At 64.5% G+C, this 20,160-nt stretch carries 16 protein-coding genes; 10 read left to right on the top strand and 6 right to left on the bottom strand.

Annotated features, from left to right (window positions below):
- The first annotated feature begins 136 nt into the window (after positions 1-136).
- Positions 137-904, top strand: a complete 768-nt coding sequence (locus HTUR_RS14185; RefSeq protein ID WP_012944008.1) for an IclR family transcriptional regulator — start codon at positions 137-139, stop codon at positions 902-904.
- 513 nt (positions 905-1,417) lie between these two features.
- On the opposite strand, the gene HTUR_RS14180 is transcribed toward HTUR_RS14185, so the two are convergent.
- A complete protein-coding gene (locus HTUR_RS14180; RefSeq protein WP_012944007.1) occupies positions 1,418-2,287 on the bottom strand; it encodes an amidohydrolase family protein in 870 nt (289 codons plus the stop codon).
- 516 nt (positions 2,288-2,803) lie between these two features.
- Entirely contained in the window at positions 2,804-5,572 is a 2,769-nt protein-coding gene (locus HTUR_RS14175) for an ATP-dependent helicase (RefSeq protein WP_012944006.1), read from the bottom strand.
- Between the two features lie 258 nt (positions 5,573-5,830).
- Here HTUR_RS14175 and HTUR_RS14170 point away from each other — a divergent pair, with 258 nt between their 5' ends.
- On the top strand, positions 5,831-6,760 hold the full coding sequence (locus HTUR_RS14170) for a hypothetical protein (protein ID WP_012944005.1): 930 nt from the start codon (positions 5,831-5,833) through the stop codon (positions 6,758-6,760).
- A 300-nt stretch (positions 6,761-7,060) separates the two neighbouring features.
- A complete protein-coding gene (locus tag HTUR_RS14165; RefSeq protein WP_012944004.1) occupies positions 7,061-8,077 on the top strand; it encodes a polysaccharide deacetylase family protein in 1,017 nt (338 codons plus the stop codon).
- Between the two features lie 48 nt (positions 8,078-8,125).
- Here HTUR_RS14165 and HTUR_RS14160 read toward each other — a convergent pair whose 3' ends face one another.
- A complete protein-coding gene (locus tag HTUR_RS14160; protein WP_012944003.1) occupies positions 8,126-9,211 on the bottom strand; it encodes a zinc-dependent alcohol dehydrogenase family protein in 1,086 nt (361 codons plus the stop codon).
- A gap of 165 nt (positions 9,212-9,376) precedes the next feature.
- Here HTUR_RS14160 and HTUR_RS14155 point away from each other — a divergent pair, with 165 nt between their 5' ends.
- From HTUR_RS14155 to HTUR_RS27455, 4 genes are all read left to right on the top strand, one after another.
- Positions 9,377-10,111: an MBL fold metallo-hydrolase gene (locus HTUR_RS14155; protein ID WP_012944002.1), complete on the top strand. Its 735-nt coding sequence runs from the start codon at positions 9,377-9,379 to the stop codon at positions 10,109-10,111.
- A gap of 262 nt (positions 10,112-10,373) precedes the next feature.
- Positions 10,374-13,409 (top strand): efflux RND transporter permease subunit, encoded by a 3,036-nt coding sequence (locus HTUR_RS14150; protein WP_012944001.1) that lies wholly within the window; start codon positions 10,374-10,376, stop codon positions 13,407-13,409.
- A complete protein-coding gene (locus HTUR_RS14145) occupies positions 13,406-14,173 on the top strand; it encodes a TrmB family transcriptional regulator (RefSeq protein ID WP_012944000.1) in 768 nt (255 codons plus the stop codon). Before HTUR_RS14150 ends, HTUR_RS14145 begins: the two co-directional genes overlap by 4 nt.
- A gap of 116 nt (positions 14,174-14,289) precedes the next feature.
- Entirely contained in the window at positions 14,290-15,183 is an 894-nt protein-coding gene (locus tag HTUR_RS27455) for a DUF7351 domain-containing protein (protein ID WP_012943999.1), read from the top strand.
- Between the two features lie 419 nt (positions 15,184-15,602).
- Here HTUR_RS27455 and HTUR_RS14135 read toward each other — a convergent pair whose 3' ends face one another.
- A complete protein-coding gene (locus HTUR_RS14135) occupies positions 15,603-16,670 on the bottom strand; it encodes an mRNA surveillance protein pelota (protein WP_012943997.1) in 1,068 nt (355 codons plus the stop codon).
- 185 nt (positions 16,671-16,855) lie between these two features.
- Here HTUR_RS14135 and HTUR_RS14130 point away from each other — a divergent pair, with 185 nt between their 5' ends.
- Together HTUR_RS14130 and HTUR_RS14125 are read left to right on the top strand one after the other, a co-directional pair.
- Positions 16,856-18,103, top strand: a complete 1,248-nt coding sequence (locus HTUR_RS14130) for a DUF418 domain-containing protein (RefSeq protein WP_012943996.1) — start codon at positions 16,856-16,858, stop codon at positions 18,101-18,103.
- A gap of 121 nt (positions 18,104-18,224) precedes the next feature.
- The gene (locus tag HTUR_RS14125) at positions 18,225-18,755 is read left to right on the top strand and encodes a hypothetical protein (protein WP_012943995.1); all 531 of its coding nucleotides are present in this window, start codon (positions 18,225-18,227) and stop codon (positions 18,753-18,755) included.
- A gap of 24 nt (positions 18,756-18,779) precedes the next feature.
- On the opposite strand, the gene HTUR_RS14120 is transcribed toward HTUR_RS14125, so the two are convergent.
- Positions 18,780-19,121 carry a CBS domain-containing protein gene (locus HTUR_RS14120; RefSeq protein ID WP_049941751.1) on the bottom strand — a complete coding sequence of 114 codons (342 nt, stop codon included), beginning with the start codon at positions 19,119-19,121 and terminating at the stop codon, positions 18,780-18,782.
- 132 nt (positions 19,122-19,253) lie between these two features.
- Positions 19,254-19,547: a hypothetical protein gene (locus HTUR_RS14115; RefSeq protein WP_049941908.1), complete on the bottom strand. Its 294-nt coding sequence runs from the start codon at positions 19,545-19,547 to the stop codon at positions 19,254-19,256.
- 249 nt (positions 19,548-19,796) lie between these two features.
- Here HTUR_RS14115 and HTUR_RS14110 point away from each other — a divergent pair, with 249 nt between their 5' ends.
- Positions 19,797-20,153 (top strand): hypothetical protein, encoded by a 357-nt coding sequence (locus tag HTUR_RS14110; RefSeq protein WP_012943992.1) that lies wholly within the window; start codon positions 19,797-19,799, stop codon positions 20,151-20,153.
- Positions 20,154-20,160 lie beyond the last annotated feature (7 nt).

Genomic DNA, 20,160 nt, shown 5'->3' with positions numbered 1-20,160 from the left:
TTCGAACGTCCCGACACGATTTCGTCGGAGTCGAACCGGGAGACCGGGGAACCCACGTTCGAACTCCACGAACGAAACCGGGAGACGTTCGAATAGTGGGAACAGCTTTTTGCCGATTCGTCACGATTGCCAACGCATGGCAAGCGAATCCCAACACAGGCCGGTCGAAACCGTCGAGACGGCCTTCGACATCGTCGACGTGCTCAAACGCGACGACGGTGCCGGGATCACCGACATCGCCGACGAACTCGGCCTCGCGAAGAGTACGGTTCACCGGCACGTGAAAACGCTCGAGTCGCGGGGGCTACTCGTCCGGGAGGGCGACGTCTACCGCATCAGTACGTGGTTCCTCGACTACGGCATTCACGTGCGCAACCGCCACCGGTTGTACGACGTCGCCAGACCCAAAGTCGACGAACTCGCCGCGGAAACCAACGAGAAGGTCTGGTGCGTGATCGAAGAGCACGGAATGGGCGTCCACATCTACGGCGCCGAAGGACGACACTCCGTCAAGACCCACGCGCGGATCGGACAGCGGACGTATCTCCACCAGTTCGCCGCCGGCAAAGCCATCCTCGCGCACCTGCCCGACGACCGCATCGAGTCGATCCTCGAGGACTACGGCCTCGCCGCACAGACCGACCAGACGATCACCGAGCGCGACACGCTCTACGACCAGCTCGCGACGATCCGCGACAGAGGATACGCGTTCAACCGCGAGGAATCGGTCATCGGCGTCCACGCCGTCGGCGCCCCGATCAGAAACGAGTCGGGGACGGCCATCGGCGCGATCAGCGTCGCCGGCCCCGCGAACCGACTCCGCGACGACCTGATGACCGAGGAACTTCCATCCCTCCTGCTCGGTGCGACCAACGAAGTGGAGATCAACCTCGCCCACTCGTAGCGGCCCCGTCGTCGCTCGCTCGTTGCAGCGCTCACCCTCACCCGATCGTCTCGTCACCGAACTCGGTCCGATCTCCCGTCACTGAACTCACCGACTCGTCTCCGCCGAACTCGCGCTCTCTCCCGCCGGTTCGACGCCGACTCACCGCTATCGCGTTCGAACCTTTCGAACGGCATTCAGCGTGCACCGATCTTAGATGTCAGACACTTCTCATATTCGGCGTCTCGAGTGCTAGTTTCGGGATTCCACTGTTGGTCCCACGATTCGATTGATCTGTACTTACAGCAGCACCGGTGTAATATATTGCTGTGAGGGCCGTCGAATTACAGAAGTACTGCTGTAATCCAATTGGCCGCGTTCGCGACGACGGTTGTTTCCGTAATTCGAACGGGAGCGGAGAAGTCGGTTCCACGAGACCCGAGCGACTCGCTCGGTAGACACTAGTCGATAGGTAGCAATCCGAGGCAAGGCGATCGGACGGCGCGGACTGACGGCCCGCGGACGGCCGACGGACTACAGGTCGAGGAACTCCTCGGCGTTCTCCCAGAGGATTTTCCGCTGGATTTCCTCGTCGAAGTCGAGGGCGGCGAACTGCTCGAGCCACGGTCCCGGCTCGAGCATCGGGTAGTCGGTCCCGAACATGACCTTGTCCGCGAGGAGGGACTCGGCGTACTGCAGCACCTGCTCGTCGATGTATCTCGGCATCCACCCCGAGAGATCCATGTAGACGTTGCCCTTCTGCTGGCAGATCGCGAGCTGTTCTTTCTCCCACGGGTAGGCGGGATGCGCGATGAGAATCTGGAGATCCGGGTGGTCGGCCGCCACGTCGTCGATCAACATCGGGTTGCCGTACTTGATCTTCAGGCCGCGACCGCCCGGAGAACACGCGCCGAGGGTGGAGTTCCCCCCGTGAAAGACGACGGGAACCCCGAGATCCTCGATGGTCGCCCACAGCTCCTCGTGCTCGGGGTCGGACGGGTCGAACCCCTGGGCGATCTGCTGAAACTTGAACCCGGAGAGATCCAGATCCTCGACGCAGCGGATCGCCTCCTCGACGCAATCGTCTTTGAGCGGATCGACGGAGCCGAATCCGATGAAGAAGTCGGAATACTCGTCGCGGACCTCGGCGACGTAGTCGTTCGGCACGGGCGGATTGCCCGTGTTCGTTTCCGCGTCCCAGCCGAGCAACACGGCCCGGCCGACCCCGGCCTCTCGATACTCCTCGATCATGTTTTCGTACGTGTCCGGCTCGAGGTCGGCGCCGAACCGATCGGCTGCGTCCCGCATCATCTGTCCCCCCGCGTCGTGGAGGAACTCGCTGGTCGGCTGGTGAGCGTGCGTGTCGATCGCAAGCGACTCCTCGAGTACGGTGGGAGAACCCATACCACAAGCGACGTGAGGACAACATATGTATTTTCCCACGAAAGACGAATTCGATCGAACACCGGTACCGGCTATCGACGATCTACTCGCCAGATATAATTATCGAAGATATTATGATAGGTCGCTACGATCACATTCCTGGTATTTCTGGGCATATTTTCCCTCAATTCTCATAGCGGCGCTAGAGTGGCATTTGGGCTGTTTTAGGGCACTTATTCCCTCCGACCACTTCTGGGGAAGACGACGTTGGATAAACCTCCTAATCTGGAATTATCGGAGCTTACGTGCTCTCTATTGTGGGATTCACTATATATGTCCAAAGTGGAACTATTATTACATGTTTGTATTAAGCTATAGATGAGTATTTGATGGTTGTCATAGGGTGTGTGTTGATGGACACTCATATCAAAGGGAGACGACCGATAGACGATCAGTTCGACCGAGCATATCGCTCCGGATACGTGACGAGAGTCGACGATTCCGATAGAGTGCGAAACAACTGACGCGCTCGAGCGTCTAGTCCGTGGAGAGTCCGCGAAGCGCCTCCTCGCCGATCTCCTCGAGGACGTGCTCGTGAAACGCCTGCAGGGCGGCGCTTTCGTCTTCGGCGAGAACGACGTCGCTGGCCGACAGCGTCGCCAGCCCGAACGCTCGCGGCGTCGGCGAGTCGAGCAGCGTGCGCTCGACCGCGATCTCGCAGGCCGCGATGTCGCCGACGATTTCCTCGAGTTCCGCGACGTTGAGCTTGTCTTCGAGGATTTCGCGGTAGGTCTCTTCGATGACCGCAAAGTCCTCGAGGTCCTCGGCGAAGCCCAGCAGCATCTCGCTCGAGACCTGCTGTTCGCTGGCGGACTTCTCGTAGCCCTTGTAGCGCTTCAAGATCATCAGCGACCGGGTCGCGTTGATCCGGAAGTATCGCTGGAGGAGGTCGGTGCCCGAGAGCGCGCTCCGGAGATCCTCGCGCACGTCGTCGGCCTCGAGGTCCTCGAGGATCCCTTCGACGTCGACCTTCCGATTCAGCGGCATCGAGAGGACGAACCCGTTGTCGGCGACGGCGACGCGAACGTTGGCGGTGGCCTCCTGGGCGCACCGGTAGGCCAGCAGCCGGGAGAAGCCGTCGTTTACCTTCCGGCCGTAGGCGGAGTGGACGTAGTAGTGGCGCTCGTACTCGTCGCGGTCCCGGACCACCTCGATCGCGAGGCGGTCGGTCGTGCTGACGCTCTCGCTCCCCGCATAGCGGAGCTGGTGTTCGAACAGGCGCGCGATCGCGCGCACGCTGTCGTCGTCCAGCGGGAACTCCCGAAGCCACGCGCGGACCCGTGGCGGACCGCCCGCGTCGTAGCGCTCGAGGAGTTCCCCCTGGAACGCGAGGATCTCTCGCCCGAGGTCGGAGGAGAGCGGCAGCCGCTCGGAGTACCACGAGGGGACGGTCGGCCGCGCGCTCGTGCGGTCGACGTAAACCTTCGAGCCTCGTCGGTACCGGTACTCGAAGTGGTCGCCGCCGAGGACGAAGACGTCCCCCTTCTCGAGCGTGTCGAGGTAGTTCTCGTCTAACTGTCCGACCCACTCGTCGCCGGCGCGGGTCTTGACGTCGCAGGTGAAGGAGTCGGGGATCGTCCCGATGTTGGTCATGTAGATGACACGAGCCAGCCGGCCGCGCTTGCCGATCAGCGGCTGGCCGACGGGGTACTCCTCGTGGTGGTGCTCGCCGCTCGGCGGATCGTTCTCGTCGCGCCAGATCTTCGCGTAGACGTTCTTGTCCTCGAGCCCCGCGTAGTCCGCGGTGAGGTATCGCGCGAGCGATTCCCACTCCACGTCGCTGTAGTTGCGGTATGGGTAGGCTCGCCGGAGAATGCCGACCACCTCGCTCTCGGGACGGATCTCCGCAATGGCCATCCCGTAGATGTGCTGGGCGGCGACGTCCTGGGCGTTCTCGGGGATCGAGACGGAGTCGACGAACCCGTCATCGGCCTTCTTGAGCATCACGGCGCACTCGAGGAGTTCGTCTCGGTCCAGAGCGATGACCCGTCCCGTCACCGTCTGGCCGACGCGGTGGCCCGCGCGGCCGACCCGCTGGAGCAGGGCGGCGACGGACTTGGGCGAGCCGACCTGTACGACGAGATCGACGTGGGGCATGTCGATCCCCAGCTCCAGTGAGGTCGAGGAGGTCACCACGTCGAGGCTCCCCTCCTTCAGCCGCGCCTCGATATCGTGGCGGACGTCCTTCGAGAGGCTGCCGTGGTGACAGCCCGAGTTCTCCTCGTCGTAAGCGTCGAACTCCTCGCGCAGGTTGTGCAACACCCGTTCGGCGCCGGATCGGGTGTTGGTGAAGACGAGCGTGTTCGTGTGCTCCTGAATGTGCTCGTGGAGCATCCGGTAGAACCGCTCCTGGACGACCTCGCGGGGCGTGTGGATCAGGTCGTCGGTCGGGCACTCGAGTTCGATGTCGAACTCGCGGGCGAAGCGGGCGTCGACGATCTCGTACGGACGGGAGTCGCCGCCGGGCTCGTCTCGGCCGACCAGAAACTCCGCGACCCCCTCGAGCGGCTCGATCGTCGCCGAGCAGCCGATCCTGGTGATCTCGTGATCAACCATCGCCTCGAGTCGCTCGAGGCTCACCGACAGGTGGGTCCCGCGCTTGCCCGCGGCCAGCGAGTGAATCTCGTCGACGATGACGTACTCGACGGTCCGCAGTTTCTCGCGGAATTTGGGCGAGTTGAGCAGTATCGCGAGCGTCTCGGGGGTCGTGTTGAGGATGTGGGGTGTTTCCTCGAGCATCTTCTGGCGGTCGCTCGAGGAGGTGTCGCCGTGGCGGATCGCGTGGCGGATCTCGCCCATCTCCGCCCCGTCGTCCCGTTCCGCGACGACGGATTCGATCCCCTCGAGGGGCACCTCGAGATTGCGGTGGATGTCGTTGGCCAGGGATTTCAGCGGCGAGACGTAGAGACAGTAGACGGAGTTCTCGAGGCCGTCGTCGGCGTCCCGATCACGCCGGTAGAGTTCGTCGATAATCGCACAAAAAGAACTTAACGTCTTGCCTGACCCCGTCGGCGCACAGACCAGCGTATTCGTCCCCTCGTGAATCTTCGGGATCGCCCCCTGCTGTGGCGGCGTGAAGAAGCCCTCGTTCTCGGGAACGTACTCGCCGAACTCCTCGAGCCACCACTCCTGGACCGCCGGCTCGAGGAGGTCGAAGACGTCGCGGTCCTCGATCGCGACGGCGTCGGGATCGAAGGGGAGGGCGTCGTCGTCGACCGGCAACTTGAGGCCGTCGTTCCCGCTCATTACCGTCGTCTCCGGGGCCGGTATGTAAGAGGGTTTGGACAGCGGGGTGAAAGTGAACGCGTTCGAACGGGGCGAAGCCGGCGACGGCGTGGCAGTTGCAAGCCCTGTGAATATATCGTCGATCGGCGACAGACCGAACCGGAGGAAGTGCGACCGTCCTTACGGAACTGCGGAGTTGGACGCGTCGATTAGCCGCCGGATCCCGCCGCTCGAGCCGTGTAGTCGCCACTGCGGACATCCCGTACTCAACCCATATCCATGCCTCGACTGACCCGTCGTCGACTGCTCGGTGCGCTCTCGCTTTCGACCGGCGCGGGCGCGCTGTCGATCGCAACGCGAGAGTTCGGTCCGTTCGCGTCGGATTCCGAGTCCGATTCGGACGCCGACGCGGTCGCGTTCGATCCGGCTGTCGACGGGTTCGGGTTCGATAACTACGCGACGCCCCCCGAGTCGCCGTCGCCGACCGAGTTCGTCTCCCGGAGCGATCTCCGGGACCGCCTGACGTCGGTCATGAGCCCGTCGCTTCTCGACTTGGGCGGGCTCTCGCCGGACGGAGCGCTGCGGTCGGGGATCGGCGCGATCGTCGATCGGCTCCTCTCGAACGCCGACTGGTTGTTCGGGACGAAGGGGTACTGCTACGGCATGGCCGCGGTCGCGCAGTGGTACGCCGAAGTACCGACCGCCGTTCCGGTCGACCGGGATTCGACCAGCGAGATAACTCGGATCGACGTGCCGGCCGACCGATCCGCGACGCCCGTGCGGAACGATATCGAACGGTTTCACCGAAGCCAGTTCACCGACGTCGACTCGTGGGTGCAGCGGTGGCCGCTCCTCCGTCCGGAACGGATCGACTACCGGTCGCAGGCGCGCGAGCTCCGCGCCGCGATCGACGAGTACGGATCAGCGGGGGTGACCATCACCGGTGAAAACGTCGTCGAGGGCCACTACGTGCTCCTCTACGAGTACGACGAGGGCGATACCGACGTGACGTTCGCCGCCTACGATCCGAACATCGCCGCGGACGAGTACGCGGCGGCCGCGACGTCGCGGGCCATCGGGATTAACACGACCGCCGGCGAGCCGCTGCTAGGCTCGTTCGCGGAGGAGTACGATCGGTTCCTGTTCACTCGCGAGGACCGAGTCACGAACGAGCAGGCCAGAGCGGACAGATCGGAACGGAGTCGATAGCGCCGATCGGATCGCGTTCGGGACTCCGTCGCTTACAGCTCCGTCACGACTTCCACGCCGTGGGTCTCGTAGTCGCTCATCGCGGCGGGTCGATCGGAGAGACGACGTTTCGTGAGTTACGTTACCAGCCCGCGTCTCTCGTTTCGAGCTCAAGGGACCTCGAGCGCCCGATTTAGTACCTCGATTAGAGTAGTTGCACGTCTAACAAACATTATCAATTATGCACGTATGAGGGAGATATTCCGCATTCTAATTGTGAGAAAGCAATCATTTATATGATACGGGTCTGACATTCACTCTGTGAATCGACGAAGCGCTCTCGCCGCGGGAACGGCGGCGATACTGGGGATGGCGGGATGCTTCCGCCCGTCAGGGTCCAGCAACGATGATGACGGCCCTGAACGGGAACCGAGAGACGAACGAAACGCTCTCGAACGGACCGACGACGCGGGGATGGTTGTCTTCGCATACGACGATGCGACGATCGAAGACTACACGACGACGTACCCCGTTCACGAGCGATACGACGTCCCCGCGTGTATCGCCGCCTGTCCCGATCTCGTGCAGTCGTCAGAAGACTTTTTGGATCCGAACCACGTCGGAGAACTGCACGACGCCGGGTGGGAAGTGATGTCGCACACGAATAGACATCGATCGGTCGGACGGATTCTCCTCGAGTCCGACGCGGAGGTCGGCCACGACCGAATCTACGTTCAGGCGAATCGCCACGGCGATCACGTGGGCGATCCGCTCGTACTGTTCGACGGCGAACGTACGGTCGAGGCGACGGTCGCCGGTAAGGGCTCCGACGACGAAGGCCAGTACATCCGCCTCGAGGAGCCGATCGATCAACCGCTCGATGCGACCAACTCCGCGTACGTCCGCTACACCGAATCGTTCCTGCGGACGATCCTCGCCGATTCGAAGCGCCGAATCGAGGACTGGGGGGTCGACGTGACCGGGTTCGTCTACCCGTACGGGCGTACCGACGGACTCGCCGAATCCCTCGTCCCGGAGTACTACGACGCCGTCCCGAACTACCGGACCGGCGTCGGTGGGCTCAATCCTATCGACGATCTCGAGCCGACGCGATTGCACCGTCGGTACATCGAAACGGATCGATCGACGCCCGAAGAGATCGAGGAGTTCATGGCGACCGTCGCGTCCGAGGACGTCCTCGGAATCGTCGGCGGCCACAGTGAGTACGATACGCTCCCCGCCGAGCGGATCGAATTTACCATCGAGACCGCACTCGATCACGACCTTCGCATCGTCACGCTGCAGGATGCGCTGACCGAACTCGGCTATCTCGACTGACCGCCCGTCGAACCGTCGATTCGCGACCCGGAGTCCGATGCCGGTCGGTCACTCGCTCGAGGACGAAAACGCCGTGACGACCTCGACGCCACTGGTCTCGTAGTCGCTCATCGCCGCGAGTCGATCCGAGACGTCCTCGAGTCCGACGCGTCGCGTGACCAGTTGCTCCGGCTCGAGTCGGCCGCCCTCGATCATCCTGAGCAGTTCGTCGTACCGGGAGGGCGGCATCCCGCGGGAGCCGACGACGGTGACGTCCCAGCGGGTCATCTCGTCGATGGGCAGTGCGACTTCTCCCTTCTCGGCGCTGGTCGTCAGCCCGATCTGGACGTGCGTGCCGCGGATGCGGAGGCAGTCGACGCTGTTGCGGCAGGTTTCGGCGCGCCCGAGCGCGTCGACGGAGACGTGGGCTCCCCTGTCGGTGATCGCGTCGATAGCGTCCGGGACGTTCTCGCCGTCCTCGAGCGCTGAGGCGTCGATCGTCTCCTCGGCGCCCAGATCGGCGGCCATCTCGAGGGGCTCCTCGCGGACGTCGACCGCGATCACCCGTCCTCCCAGCGCGGTCGCGATCTGGACGGCCGCGAGACCGAGGCCGCCACAGCCGTGAACGGCGACCCAGTCGCCCGCGTCGATATCGGCCCGGTGTGCGAGCGCGTGAAACGCCGTGACGTACCGACAGCCGAGCGCGGCGACCGCTTCCGGGGAGACGCCGTCGGGCAGCGTCGTGACGTTGAACTCGGCGTGGGGCACGTGAACCTGCTCGGCGAACGCGCCGGGAACGCTCGATTCGAAGCCGAGCGCGTAGCCGTCCTCGCAGACGTTGCCGTGGCCGTTGCGACACTGATAGCACGACCCCTCGCCGAGGTTGAACGGGACGGCGACGCGGTCGCCGACCGCGAGCGTCTCGACGTCGTCGCCGACCCGCGCGACTCGGCCCGCGGGTTCGTGGCCGAGGATCTGTCCGAGCGGTACCTGATCGTCGGCCCACTCGCCGTGGCCCTGCCAGGCGTGCCAGTCGCTTCGGCAGATACCGCAGGCCTCGACGTCGACGATGACGCCGTGAGGCGCGAGTTCGGGCGGTTCGACCGACTCGATCGACAGCGGTTCGCCGTAGGCCTCGAGTACAGCAGCGCGCATATCGACGGCGACGAGTGCCGGTGAAGTAACACCTCCGACACGCCTTCGACGGCCGATAACCGATGGCCGACGGCGCTCGAGTCGACGGCGCACCGGGCCATCGTTCGGCCGCGATAGCGGCCCAAAGAGGCTAGTCTTATCGGACAGGCCGTGCGAGAGGGTCGTATGCGCGTCACCTTTCTCGGAAGCGGCAGCGCGATGCCGACCGGCGAGCGGTTCCAGACCGGTATTCTGGTCCAGGAGGACGGCCGAACCCTGCTGGTCGACTGCGGGTCGGGGGTGCTCCACCGGCTCCAGCAGTCCGGCGTCGGCTACGAGAACGTCTCGACGGTCCTGCTGACCCACCACCACCTCGACCACGTCGCCGACCTGCTTCCACTCATGAAGGCCCGCTGGCTCGCCGGCGAGGACCACCTCGAGGTCGTCGGGCCGCAGGGCACGAAGTCGCTGCTCGACGACCTCCTCGACGTCCACGAGTACATGCAGGACAAACTCGACCTGCGGGTCCGCGAGGTCGTCGCCGGCGAGTTCTCCGTCGCGGGGTTCGACGTCTCGGCCTACGAGACCCGCCACTCGTTGCCCTGTCTCGCCTACCGGTTCGGCGACCTGTTCACCTACAGCGGCGACAGCGAGGCCTTCGCGGGGCTGGCGAACTTCGCCGACGGGTCGGCCATCCTGGCCCACGACTGCTCGTTTCCCGACGACGTCGACGTCTCGAACCACCCCACTCCGAAGACGCTCGGCGAGGCGCTGGCCGGCACCGAGATCGGCCGCGTCTATCTGACCCACCTCTACCCGCACACGGACGGTCGCCACGACGAGATGCTCGAGTCGATCGGCGCTCACTACGACGGCGACGTCCGGTTCGCCGAGGACCTGAAGACGATCACTATCGAGTAGTCGGGCTCCGTTCCCGACAGGTATCGGCCACCGAGCAGTCCGATCTACACTGCCTGATCTGGACGAATGTTTTTCAATAGTGTCCAGAAGAGGTCGTACAGCACACCCGGCGAACCTCGTTTCCTGTTTGTGTGGGACCTTGATTGCGTGTTATCAACACGCAGATGTGCGTATCCGAATACGTTTATACCCCGAGTTTGTAGGATCATAACAACAGAATGTCTTCCAGACGCTCGTCGAATGATCTCGGGGGGAAGAACGGATGAGCGCGCCGGACCGTATCGCGGACGTGGTGACGAATCGCTCTCGAATCGTCATCGTCGTGCTCTTGCTCCTGACGGCGGCCGTCGGCGCCGGGATGCCGATGGTCGAACAATCCTCGTCGCTCGATCAGTTCGAGAGCGAGTCCCAGGAGGCGAAGGCCCTCGAGCGCATCCAGGGCAACTCCGAGGGGGGAACCGACCCCTACTTCGCGACCGAGGGTGATGAAAACACCACCAGCGTCCAGGTGATCGTTCGCGGCGACGGCGACAACGTCCTCACGCGGGAGTCGCTGGTCTCCTCGCTCGAGTTCCAACAGGAGATCCGAAACGACGACTCGATCAACGAGACGCTGGCGGAGAATCAGTCGGTCACCGGCGTCGAGAACCTCGTCGCGTTCACCGCGATCAGCGGCGATCTCGCCGAACGCGAGGCGGTGCTCGAGACCGGACTCAACGACACGCTGGAACTGCAACGCGAGTACCTGAACCAGACCGCCGCCGGCGAGCAGGAGGCCGCGGCCGAGACCGAAGCCGAGATCAACGCCACGATCGAGCAGACGGCCGAGACGGCGGAACTCGACGACGACCAGACCGCCGAGTACGAAGAGCTGGTCCAACAGGCTCGAGAGATCGAGTCCGGCCGCTGGGAAATCGAACAGGAGACCGATACCTACGAGGCGAACGAGGAATACCAGAACCTGACCGCGACCCTCGAGCAGGTTCGCCTCGGCGCGACGACTGGTATCTTCGAAGCCGAGTACACCCAGCTTCAGGAGGGGACGGTTCCGCTCGCGGACCAGATCGAGGCTCTCGAGAGCCTCGACGATGAGGCGTACGAACGGACCGTCCAGCAGACGCTCTCCGACGGAAGCGATGGGGAGAACTTCGCGCTCGCGCTGATGCCCTCGTCCTACGAACCGGGCAGCACCGAAGCCGAGACGCGGATGACGTCGGTAACGCAGAAGACCGAAAGCGACGCGGCGGGCGGCGGCATGGGCGGCGGCGCTATCAGCGACCGGATCGTCGACAGCCAACTCGAGATCCGTGACCTCGCGAACGCCCAAGAAGAGGACTACATCGTCTTCGGCGGCGGAATCATCACCGACGAGATCGACCGGTCGATGGGCGACAGTCTCGCCATCGTCGGTCCATTCGCCCTGCTGTTCGTCGTCGTCGCCCTGTTGATCGCCTACCGGGACCTGATCGACATCGTGCTGGGCGTCGTCGGCATCATCGCGGTGCTCGTCTGGACGTTCGGCTTCATGGGCTGGGCCGATATCGCGTTCAACCAGATGTTCGTCGCGGTGCCGGTCCTGTTGATCGGGCTCTCGATCGACTACGCGATCCACGTCTTCATGCGCCACCGAGAGCAACGCGAGGAAGACGGACGGACCGGGTCCGTCCGCGGCTCGATGAAGGTCGCGCTGGCCGGCGTCGGTGCCGCACTCCTCTGGGTAACGGCGACGACCGTCATCGGCTTCCTCTCGAACCTCGTCAGTCCGATCGGCCCCATTCGGGAGTTCGGGATCGTCAGCTCCGTCGGGATCGTCGCCGCGCTGATCATCTTCGGCGCGCTGATCCCCGCGATGAAGGTCGAACTCGACGAGTTCCTCGAGTCGCGCGGCTTCGACCGGCGCAAGCGGGCGTTCGGGACCGGCGGCGGCCGCTTCAGCGAGGTGCTGACGGTCGGCTCGACGGCCGCTCGGAAGGCGCCGCTAGTCGTTCTCGTCCTCGTCGTCCTGCTCTCGGTGGGCGGGGTCTACGGCGCGACGCAAGTCGACACCAGCTTCCAGGAGGAGGACTTCCTCGCGGAGAGCCCGCCGGCGTGGACCGACAACCTGCCGGGCGGAATGAGCCCCGGCGAGTACCAGGCCAAGGACGATCTGGAGTTCGTCAATCAGCACTTCCAGCGCGAGGACAGCCAGGCCCAGATCCTTGTCGAAGCCGACGGCGGCGGCGTCGCCGACCCCGAACTGCTCGCGGAGCTCAACGAGACGCGTGACGACGCCGCGCAGAGCGACGTCGTCTACCCGTTGGCGAACGGCGACGCCGACGTGCGGGATCCGCTGTCGACGATGGAGTCCGTCGCCGCGCAAAACGAGTCGTTCAACGAGTCGTTCCGCGCGGCCGACACCGACGGCGACGGCGTCCCCGACGAGAACGTCTCGGCGCTGTACGACCAGCTGTTCGAGGTCAACGAGGAGGCCGCGAGCCAGGTCCTCCACCGGACCGACGACGACGAGTACGACGCTGCACGGATGGTCATCGGGATCAAGGGCGGCGCCAGCGCCGCCGACACGACCAGCGAGATGCGTACGTTCGCCGACGACATCGAAGACGGCAGCGACGGTCGCTGGACCGCCATCGCGACCGGCGATCCGATCGTCAGCCACATCGTCGAGCAGGACTTGCTGAACACCGTCCTCGAGAGCCTGCTGATCACGCTCGTGGCGGTGTTCGTCTTCCTGTCGCTCGCCTACTACCTGACCGGCGACAGCGCGGCGCTGGGTGCCGTGACCCTGCTGCCGGTCGCGTTCACCGTCAGCTGGATCCTGGGGACGATGTACCTCATCGGCATGCCCTTCAACGTGCTCACGGGGATGATCACGAGCCTCACGATCGGGCTTGGCGTCGCCTACAGCATCCACGTCAGCGACCGCTACACGCTCGAGCTCGAGCGTCAGGGCAACGTCTGGTCGGCGCTGCGGACGACCGTCACCGGCACCGGCGGCGCGCTGCTGGGCAGCGCGGCGACGACCGTCGGCGGCTTCGGGACGCTCGCCTTCGCCATCCTCCCTGCGCTGCGCCAGTTCGGGATCATCACCGGGCTGACGATCACCTACGCGTTCCTCGCCAGCGTGATCGTCCTCCCGTCGCTGCTGGTGCTGTGGACGCGGTACTTCGGTCCCGACGTCTCCTTCGACGCGCCGGGATCGCCCGCCGGAACGGCGACAGCGAGCGACGGCGGCCGCGAGACCGAAACGGCCATGTCGACCGACGCGAGAGACGGAGACGATTCGGAGGATGAGGAGTGACAACCGACGAGAGTGAGGCTGTCGACGCGTTCGAACGCCTTGGACTCACCAGCTACGAGGCCAAGGTCTTCATCGCCTTACATCGGCTGGGATCCGGCGCGGCGCGCGACGTCGCCGACGTGACCGACGTTCCTCGCTCGCAGGTCTACAGCGTCGCGGAGAGCCTGGAGAACCGGGGGCTGCTCGAGGTCCAGCAGTCGAACCCAATCCGCTATCGGCCGGTGAGCATCGAGGAGGCTCAGCAGACCCTCGAGGAACGGTTCGACCGCGAACGGGAACGGGCGTTCGACTACGTGGACTCGGTCAGAAAGGAGGCGACGACCGAGGAGACCCAAGAGGACATCTGGACCGTCCGAAGCCGCGAGCGCGTCGACGACCGCGTCGTCGATCTCCTCTCGCAGGCGACGGACAAGATCGTCATCGGGACGCGGCTCCCGGAACTGCTCACGGACTCGATCGAACGAACGCTCGAGGAACGGGCCGCGGCCGGCGTCTCCGTGCTCGCGATCAGCCGGAACGACGAAATCTGGGAGCGGATCGACGCCATCGACGGCGTCGAGATCGAGACGCCGCCCGCCTATCGCGAGGGGGACCAGCGATCGGGACGGATCGTCATCGTCGACGACGACGGCATCCTGTTGAGCGTCATCGACGACGACGGCAGCGAGACGGCGATCTGGAGTTCGGGCTCGCTGTTCGCCTCCGTGCTGATCCAGCTGATCGAAGCGAGCGACGAACTGCGCCCCGGTTCGGGACTGGAGTGAGTCGGGCGCGGCCGACTGAACGACGGAGTGACCGTTGTCCTGTACGAGTCGAGATCGAACCGCTAGGACGTCCGGTGAGACCCCGCCTTATTGGTAGCTGCCGGTGTACGGCACCCATGGGTGAGACCGAACCATCCCGCGAACGGACGGCGATCGGTCCGGAGGAGGCGTTCCAACTCCTCGGTCACGAGATCAGGGTACAGATCCTGCTCGCGCTCTGGCGGGCATCCGATCATACCCTCGGGTTCGCGGAACTGTACAACGCCGTCGACGTCGACGACAGCGGTCAGTTCACCTATCACCTCTCGAAACTCGAGGGTCGATTCGTCCGCCACGCCGACGACACGTACGAATTGCTGTACGCTGGGCATCGAGTGATCGACGCGATTCAGAGCGGCGTCTTCCACGAACGTCTCGATATCGACCCGGCCGAACTCGAGACGGACTGCATCGAGTGTGGGACCGCGCTCACGTTCGTCTACCGCGACCACGTCGCTCGAGTCTCCTGTTCGGACTGCGAGCGGGTCTGGCTCGAGTACCCGTTCGACCCCGGTGGCGTCGTCGAGCGGTCGGTCGAGGAGGTCGCAACGGCGTTCGACCGGCGGACTCGCTTCGTCTGGCGTCTCGCCGGGGCCGGGGTCTGTCCCGTCTGTGCGGGTGACGTGCGAAGTCGATTCCTGGCCGACGTGCCACGGGAGGACCACTACGCAGCGGATCATCCCGTCACCGTCCACCTCGACTGTCGACGGTGTAGTTTCTTTAGCTACGTCCCAGTCGGCGGCGCGGTCCTCGACCAGCCCGCGGTCGTCAGTTTCTTCTTCGAACGCGGGCGCTCGCTCCGTGACGCACCCGTTTGGACCCTCCCGTTCGTTGTCGATGGGGGACGCGTCGAGCGCCGGTCGATAGATCCGTGGCGAATTCAGGTTACCATTACCGCAGACGACAGCACGATTCGCCTGACGCTTGCCGATCCGGGAACGGTCGAGTCGATAGACGCGGTCGAAACGTGACGCCGGCTATCCGTTCCGCAACGACCGACGACCCGTGGGACCACTACCATCGGCCGGGCGGCGGCTTCGTTCCGTGTGAAACGGATTTCAGTAACGCCGCTAACTGAAATATAATTCAGATTATATTTATTGGCGCGCGGCCCGTTGCTTCGAACGTCGACGGACTACCCGATCGATGATCCGAATCATGCAACTCGATTGTGAGAAACCCGAGGAGAACACGGGCACGAGCGACCGTTTCGGACGAGAATCCACCACCACCACGGCGCGGTACTGGTGTCGGATCCGAAAGCTGGAGTTGACTGCGCTGGCCACCGGTGGCGTCCCGTAACCGACGCGATCGTTTCGCCGGCTCGGTGCGCGAGGTGTGGCTGCTCGAGGACTGAGAGGACGGTTTCGAACTCGTGTATCGCCGAGCCTTACTCGAGTCGATACCGCAACAACGCCGCGATCCCGCCGAGATTCGATAGCTGTTGACCGGGCGGGAACTCGCTCGAGAAGACCGTCACGTCGCCCCCTTTCTGTTCGGTCGTACGGACGATCTCGTCAACGCTTATGGCCCACTCGCCGTCGGGACCGCGTTCTTTCTGTAATCGGTCGTCGAGGACGAGCAGGCGCTCGATCGCGCCAAACTCGGCGGCCTTTTTCACCTGTTCGGGACCGTACGCCGCCTTCGCCCCCTCGGCCATGCGGCGAGTGAGTTCGTCGATGTACTCGGCCTCGCTCTCGATGCGGGTCTCCTGCTGGACGTCGGCGACGGCGCCGCGTTTGAGCACTTCGTGTACGCCCCGGTCACCGACGCTGGCCGTGTCGACCATCGTGATCTTCTCGGTGAGTTCGGATTCGTTCTGCTCGATGTGCTTGTAGGCGTCCTGTTTCGTAAAGCCCGGCCCGGCGAGGATGATCGCGTCCGCGTCCTGTCGCTTCAGGACCGTCGCGAGCTCGTCGAACAGCTCCGAGCGCCCGCGGGCGTACTCGCCTTTCCCCGTCGTGCCGGTGATCGTCGCCCGCTCCTCGGTGCCGTACTGGGCGACCGTGTGGACGTGGGCCTGCCCCTCCTCGACGGTGGCGATGGCGACGTCCGGGTTCTCGGTGGCCTCTTCGGCCTCCTCGAGGCGGGCCTCCTGATCCGGTTTGAACCGCTTCTCGATCGAGAGTTCGTCGCGTTCCTCGACGTTCAGCGTGTGGTGAAAGCCGAGTTGGTCCTCGCGCGAGCAGGCGACGATCTCGCCGCCGACCCGCAGTCGGTTGGCGAACTTGTGGAACTCGACGTCCTCGACGGCGATGGCGACCCACATGTGTTCGCGCTCGCCGCCGGTATCGCGCATCTGGTCGTCGTTGCGTTGGATCCGTCGGGTCGTATCGCCCGCGACGCGGTCGCCGGGCTCGAGGACGTACTGCAAATGCCAGAGGTCGTCGACGCTCTCGGGGACGACCGTCACCCGTTCGCGCCCGCCCTCGACCTGCTCCCGGTCTTTGATCTGCATGGGCGTGGCTTCGCGGGGTGTGGGTAAGTGGGCTGCGATCCTCGAAACGCCGTCTCCGACCGGGTCGCTCCGTCGAACGGGGACTCGAGTCCGGCGCGGATCCTCGGACGGCGTCTGTAGCGCAGGTCGTCTCGGACCGCTGTACCACCTCTTTTGTATCCGCCACGCCTCGGAACGAGTAAGCGATGAGCTCCGAGACCGGGCCGACGCCGCCGTCGGATCGTATCGTCGGCCTCGACGTCCTGCGGGGAGTCGCGCTCCTCGGGATCTTGCTGGTCAACGTTCGGGTGTTCTCGATGCCGTCGGTGGTGCTGACGAATCCGACGACGTACGGCGACCTGACCGGGGCCAACTACTGGGTCTGGCTCGCCGGCCACGTCTTCGCCCAGCAGAAGTTCCTCACGATCTTCACGCTCCTGTTCGGTGGCGGTGTCGTGTTGTTCACCCGCAGCGCCGAGCGGCGCGGGCGATCCGCGGTCGGCTTACACGTCCGCCGCTCCGCGTTGCTCGTCGTCGCCGGCCTCGCACACGCCTACCTGCTCTGGTACGGTGACATCCTCGTCGCCTACGGGATCTGTGCGATCGCCGTCGTCATCTTCCGGGACCACGCGCCGCGGGATCTAGCGACCTTCGGCGTCGTCCTGCTGGCGATCCCGTCGTTCATCGAAGTGGCCTCGGCGCTCACCATGGATCCGGCCGCGATCGCGGACTCGTGGCGGCCGGCCGAATCGGTTCTGCAGTCCGAAATCGAGGCCTACCGCAGCGGCTGGATCGCCCAGTTCGACCACCGGGCTCCGACCGCGTTCCAGCGCCAGACGTCGGGCTTCTTCGGCTACAGCGCCTGGCGGGTCGCCGGCTCCATGCTGCTCGGAATGGCGCTGTTCGAGTGGGGCGTTCTGACGAACGATCGCTCGTCGCAGTTCTACCGCCGGCTGATCCTCGTCGGGGCCGCGAGCGGACTCCCCGCGATCCTCGTTGGCGTCTGGTACATCGAAGCCAACGACTGGGCGGCCGGTGCGGCCCTGTTCTGGCGGCAGTTCAACTACTGGGGGAGTCTCCCCCTCGCCGGCGCGTACATCGGGATCGTGATGCTGTTCTGCCGGTGGCGTCCCGCCGGACTCGCGACCCGGGCGCTGGCCGCCGTCGGCCGGACCGCCTTCACCAACTACATCCTGCAGACCGTCCTCGCCACGTCGATCTTCTACGGCCACGGCCTCGGGCTGTTCGGCCGGGTGACTCGAGTCGAGGCCCTCGGTGTCGTCCTGGCCATCTGGGCGATCCAGATTCCGCTGTCGGTCCTCTGGCTGCGGTACTTCCGGTTCGGGCCGCTCGAGTGGCTCTGGCGAGCGCTCACCTACGGGGAACGCCAGCCGCTTCTGAACGGCCGACGCGACTCGGGTGCCGACGACGGTCGATCGAGAACTGACGACTGAGAACCGCCTACGGCGGGCGTAGCGGCCGCGAAAACGGCAATGGCGATCGTCCGTCTATCGGTGCGATCAGTGTTTCACTGTTAGGGCGCAGCGGTATCCCCATAGGGTGCTAATAAGTACCATGAAGCTCGCACACGTCACGCTCCTCGAAGACTTCGGTACGCGCTCGGTCGCGGTCCACGCGCTCATGGTACTCGCGTTCGCCAACGCGGTACTGGCGGGGCTGTTCCTCGCCGGTCAGGTCGGACTCGTCTCGTTCGTCGCGCTGCTCAACTTCACGGCCGGACTGTGGGTCGCTCACTCGATCCACTCGCTCGGAAACGCGGTGGGCGACGGCGAGTACGCGGGCGTCCTCAACGAACTGTTCGACGGCGGTACCGACGAATCCGATCGCGGACTGAACACGGGTCGGTTCGGTCGACTGCTCGCGCTAGTCGCGGCCGTGACGGCCGTCGCGCTGTTGACCTCGGCGCAGGTCCTCCCGGGAGACATCGTCCCGATCGCGATCGTCGCCGTCGGCAGTATCGCCGTCGTGACCGCGATCATCGGGTTCCTGGTCGCCCTCGGGGCGTCCTACGACGAGAGTCAACGGCAGACGATCGAACGAATCGACCGGAACGAAGCGGCGGACGGCAGCGAGATCGACGGCTGACACCGGCGGAGCCGAACGCCGATCTCAGGAGAGTTGTGCGGTGACGTCGGTCGAGGAGACCATGCCGAGGTAATCGTCTTTTTTCACGACCGGCAGGTGACCGATGCCGAGTCCGGTCATCATCGCGGCGACCTCCTCGAGGTAGAGGTCCGGCGGCACGGTCTCGACGGACTCCGTCATCACGTCTTTGACCCGCAGCTCGGTCGGATCGCGGCCCTCGGCGGCGGCGTTGACGAGATCGGTGCTGGTGATGATCGACGGGGGATCGGTCGTGACAACTAACGCGGTGATCTCCTCGTCGCGCATCGTCGTCGCGGCCTCCTGAATCGTCGCGTTCTTCGAAATCGTCTCGAGCGGCGTCGACATCACGTCGTCGACGCGGGTACCATTTGTAGGTGACATGTGACCACATACGATAACGTCCCCCATGTCTCTTGCGCACTGTCGTCACTAACGGGCCGTTCCAGGCGTCGCCGTCACGCCCGCGATCGTCCGCCGTCAGTCCCGAATCTCCTCGAGTTTCCCTTTCGCCTTCTCGATGCCGGACTCGAAGGTCTCCTCGATCTCTTCGACAGAGCGTTCGACGTAGCGGACGCGCTCTTTCGGGACGCGGCGAACGACGTTGTTGCCGTCCTCGTCGGTGCCGTACGCGAACAGCCAGTGGTCCTGAAAGTAGGCGATGCGGTCGTTGTCGACGGTCGCCCGCTCGAGGTCGCCGGTCGCGGTCTCGTAGACGATCGATGCTTTCCCTAACTCGAGGTCGGACTCGGTATCGGTATCGATATCGGCCATGGGCGTGGCGTCCATCGTCGACCGTGTAGGCCTGTACCCGGCAGGTGCAGCCTAACCGTCGGGAACCACCCGTTCGCCTCGTCTCGCTACCCGTCTCCCGCATAACAGAAAGAATCGCTCCTATCTCGGACCGCACAATCGCCGTCGGATCGGCCGCTGTCGTGTGATTTTCGCCCAGCCCAGCGTCGTCGAATCGGTAAGCATTGCCCTAGCCGACGGATGAAGACCCGTTGCGACCCGATCGATTGTATGACGATCGCACTGCGAACGCTCGACGACGGCGCGTGGATCAGCGTCAACGATAGCCGCCAGGTGAGCGTCAGTGACGTCTGGACCCTCTCTCGAGGCGTATTTTGTGACTGTGAACCCGCATACGTCCTCTTAGAAGGGTTCACCGACGTCGGCGTCGACGGATCGATCGTGACCGCGGATGCCGTCGGACAGTGTCTCGAATGCGGCACCCGAGACTCGATCGATCGGTTATCCATCGGTCGTGTCATCGACGGCGAGTTCGAACCGTACGATCCCGAGAGCGTCCAGTCGCTCGTAGAGCCCGACGCTGAGACGGGAGCGGACGCTAGCGACAAAGATGTCCGGGATCGATAAGCGCCGG

This window comes from Haloterrigena turkmenica DSM 5511, assembly GCF_000025325.1.
GTDB lineage: Archaea > Halobacteriota > Halobacteria > Halobacteriales > Natrialbaceae > Haloterrigena > Haloterrigena turkmenica.
Note: the sequence above shows the minus strand (reverse complement) of the source record. Positions and strands in the feature narration are given on the sequence as shown.

What these genes read in the sequence shown, in the direction of transcription:
- HTUR_RS14185 (WP_012944008.1), top strand. Translation starts at nt 137, where the DNA reads ATGGCAAGCGAATCCCAACACAGGCCGGTCGAAACCGTCGAGACGGCC.
- HTUR_RS14180 (WP_012944007.1), bottom strand. Translation starts at nt 2,287, where the DNA reads ATGGGTTCTCCCACCGTACTCGAGGAGTCGCTTGCGATCGACACGCAC.
- HTUR_RS14175 (WP_012944006.1), bottom strand. Translation starts at nt 5,572, where the DNA reads ATGAGCGGGAACGACGGCCTCAAGTTGCCGGTCGACGACGACGCCCTC.
- HTUR_RS14170 (WP_012944005.1), top strand. Translation starts at nt 5,831, where the DNA reads ATGCCTCGACTGACCCGTCGTCGACTGCTCGGTGCGCTCTCGCTTTCG.
- HTUR_RS14160 (WP_012944003.1), bottom strand. Translation starts at nt 9,211, where the DNA reads ATGCGCGCTGCTGTACTCGAGGCCTACGGCGAACCGCTGTCGATCGAG.
- HTUR_RS14155 (WP_012944002.1), top strand. Translation starts at nt 9,377, where the DNA reads ATGCGCGTCACCTTTCTCGGAAGCGGCAGCGCGATGCCGACCGGCGAG.
- HTUR_RS14150 (WP_012944001.1), top strand. Translation starts at nt 10,374, where the DNA reads ATGAGCGCGCCGGACCGTATCGCGGACGTGGTGACGAATCGCTCTCGA.
- HTUR_RS27455 (WP_012943999.1), top strand. Translation starts at nt 14,290, where the DNA reads ATGGGTGAGACCGAACCATCCCGCGAACGGACGGCGATCGGTCCGGAG.
- HTUR_RS14135 (WP_012943997.1), bottom strand. Translation starts at nt 16,670, where the DNA reads ATGCAGATCAAAGACCGGGAGCAGGTCGAGGGCGGGCGCGAACGGGTG.
- HTUR_RS14130 (WP_012943996.1), top strand. Translation starts at nt 16,856, where the DNA reads ATGAGCTCCGAGACCGGGCCGACGCCGCCGTCGGATCGTATCGTCGGC.
- HTUR_RS14125 (WP_012943995.1), top strand. Translation starts at nt 18,225, where the DNA reads ATGAAGCTCGCACACGTCACGCTCCTCGAAGACTTCGGTACGCGCTCG.
- HTUR_RS14120 (WP_049941751.1), bottom strand. Translation starts at nt 19,121, where the DNA reads ATGTCGACGCCGCTCGAGACGATTTCGAAGAACGCGACGATTCAGGAG.
- HTUR_RS14115 (WP_049941908.1), bottom strand. Translation starts at nt 19,547, where the DNA reads ATGGCCGATATCGATACCGATACCGAGTCCGACCTCGAGTTAGGGAAA.
- HTUR_RS14110 (WP_012943992.1), top strand. Translation starts at nt 19,797, where the DNA reads ATGACGATCGCACTGCGAACGCTCGACGACGGCGCGTGGATCAGCGTC.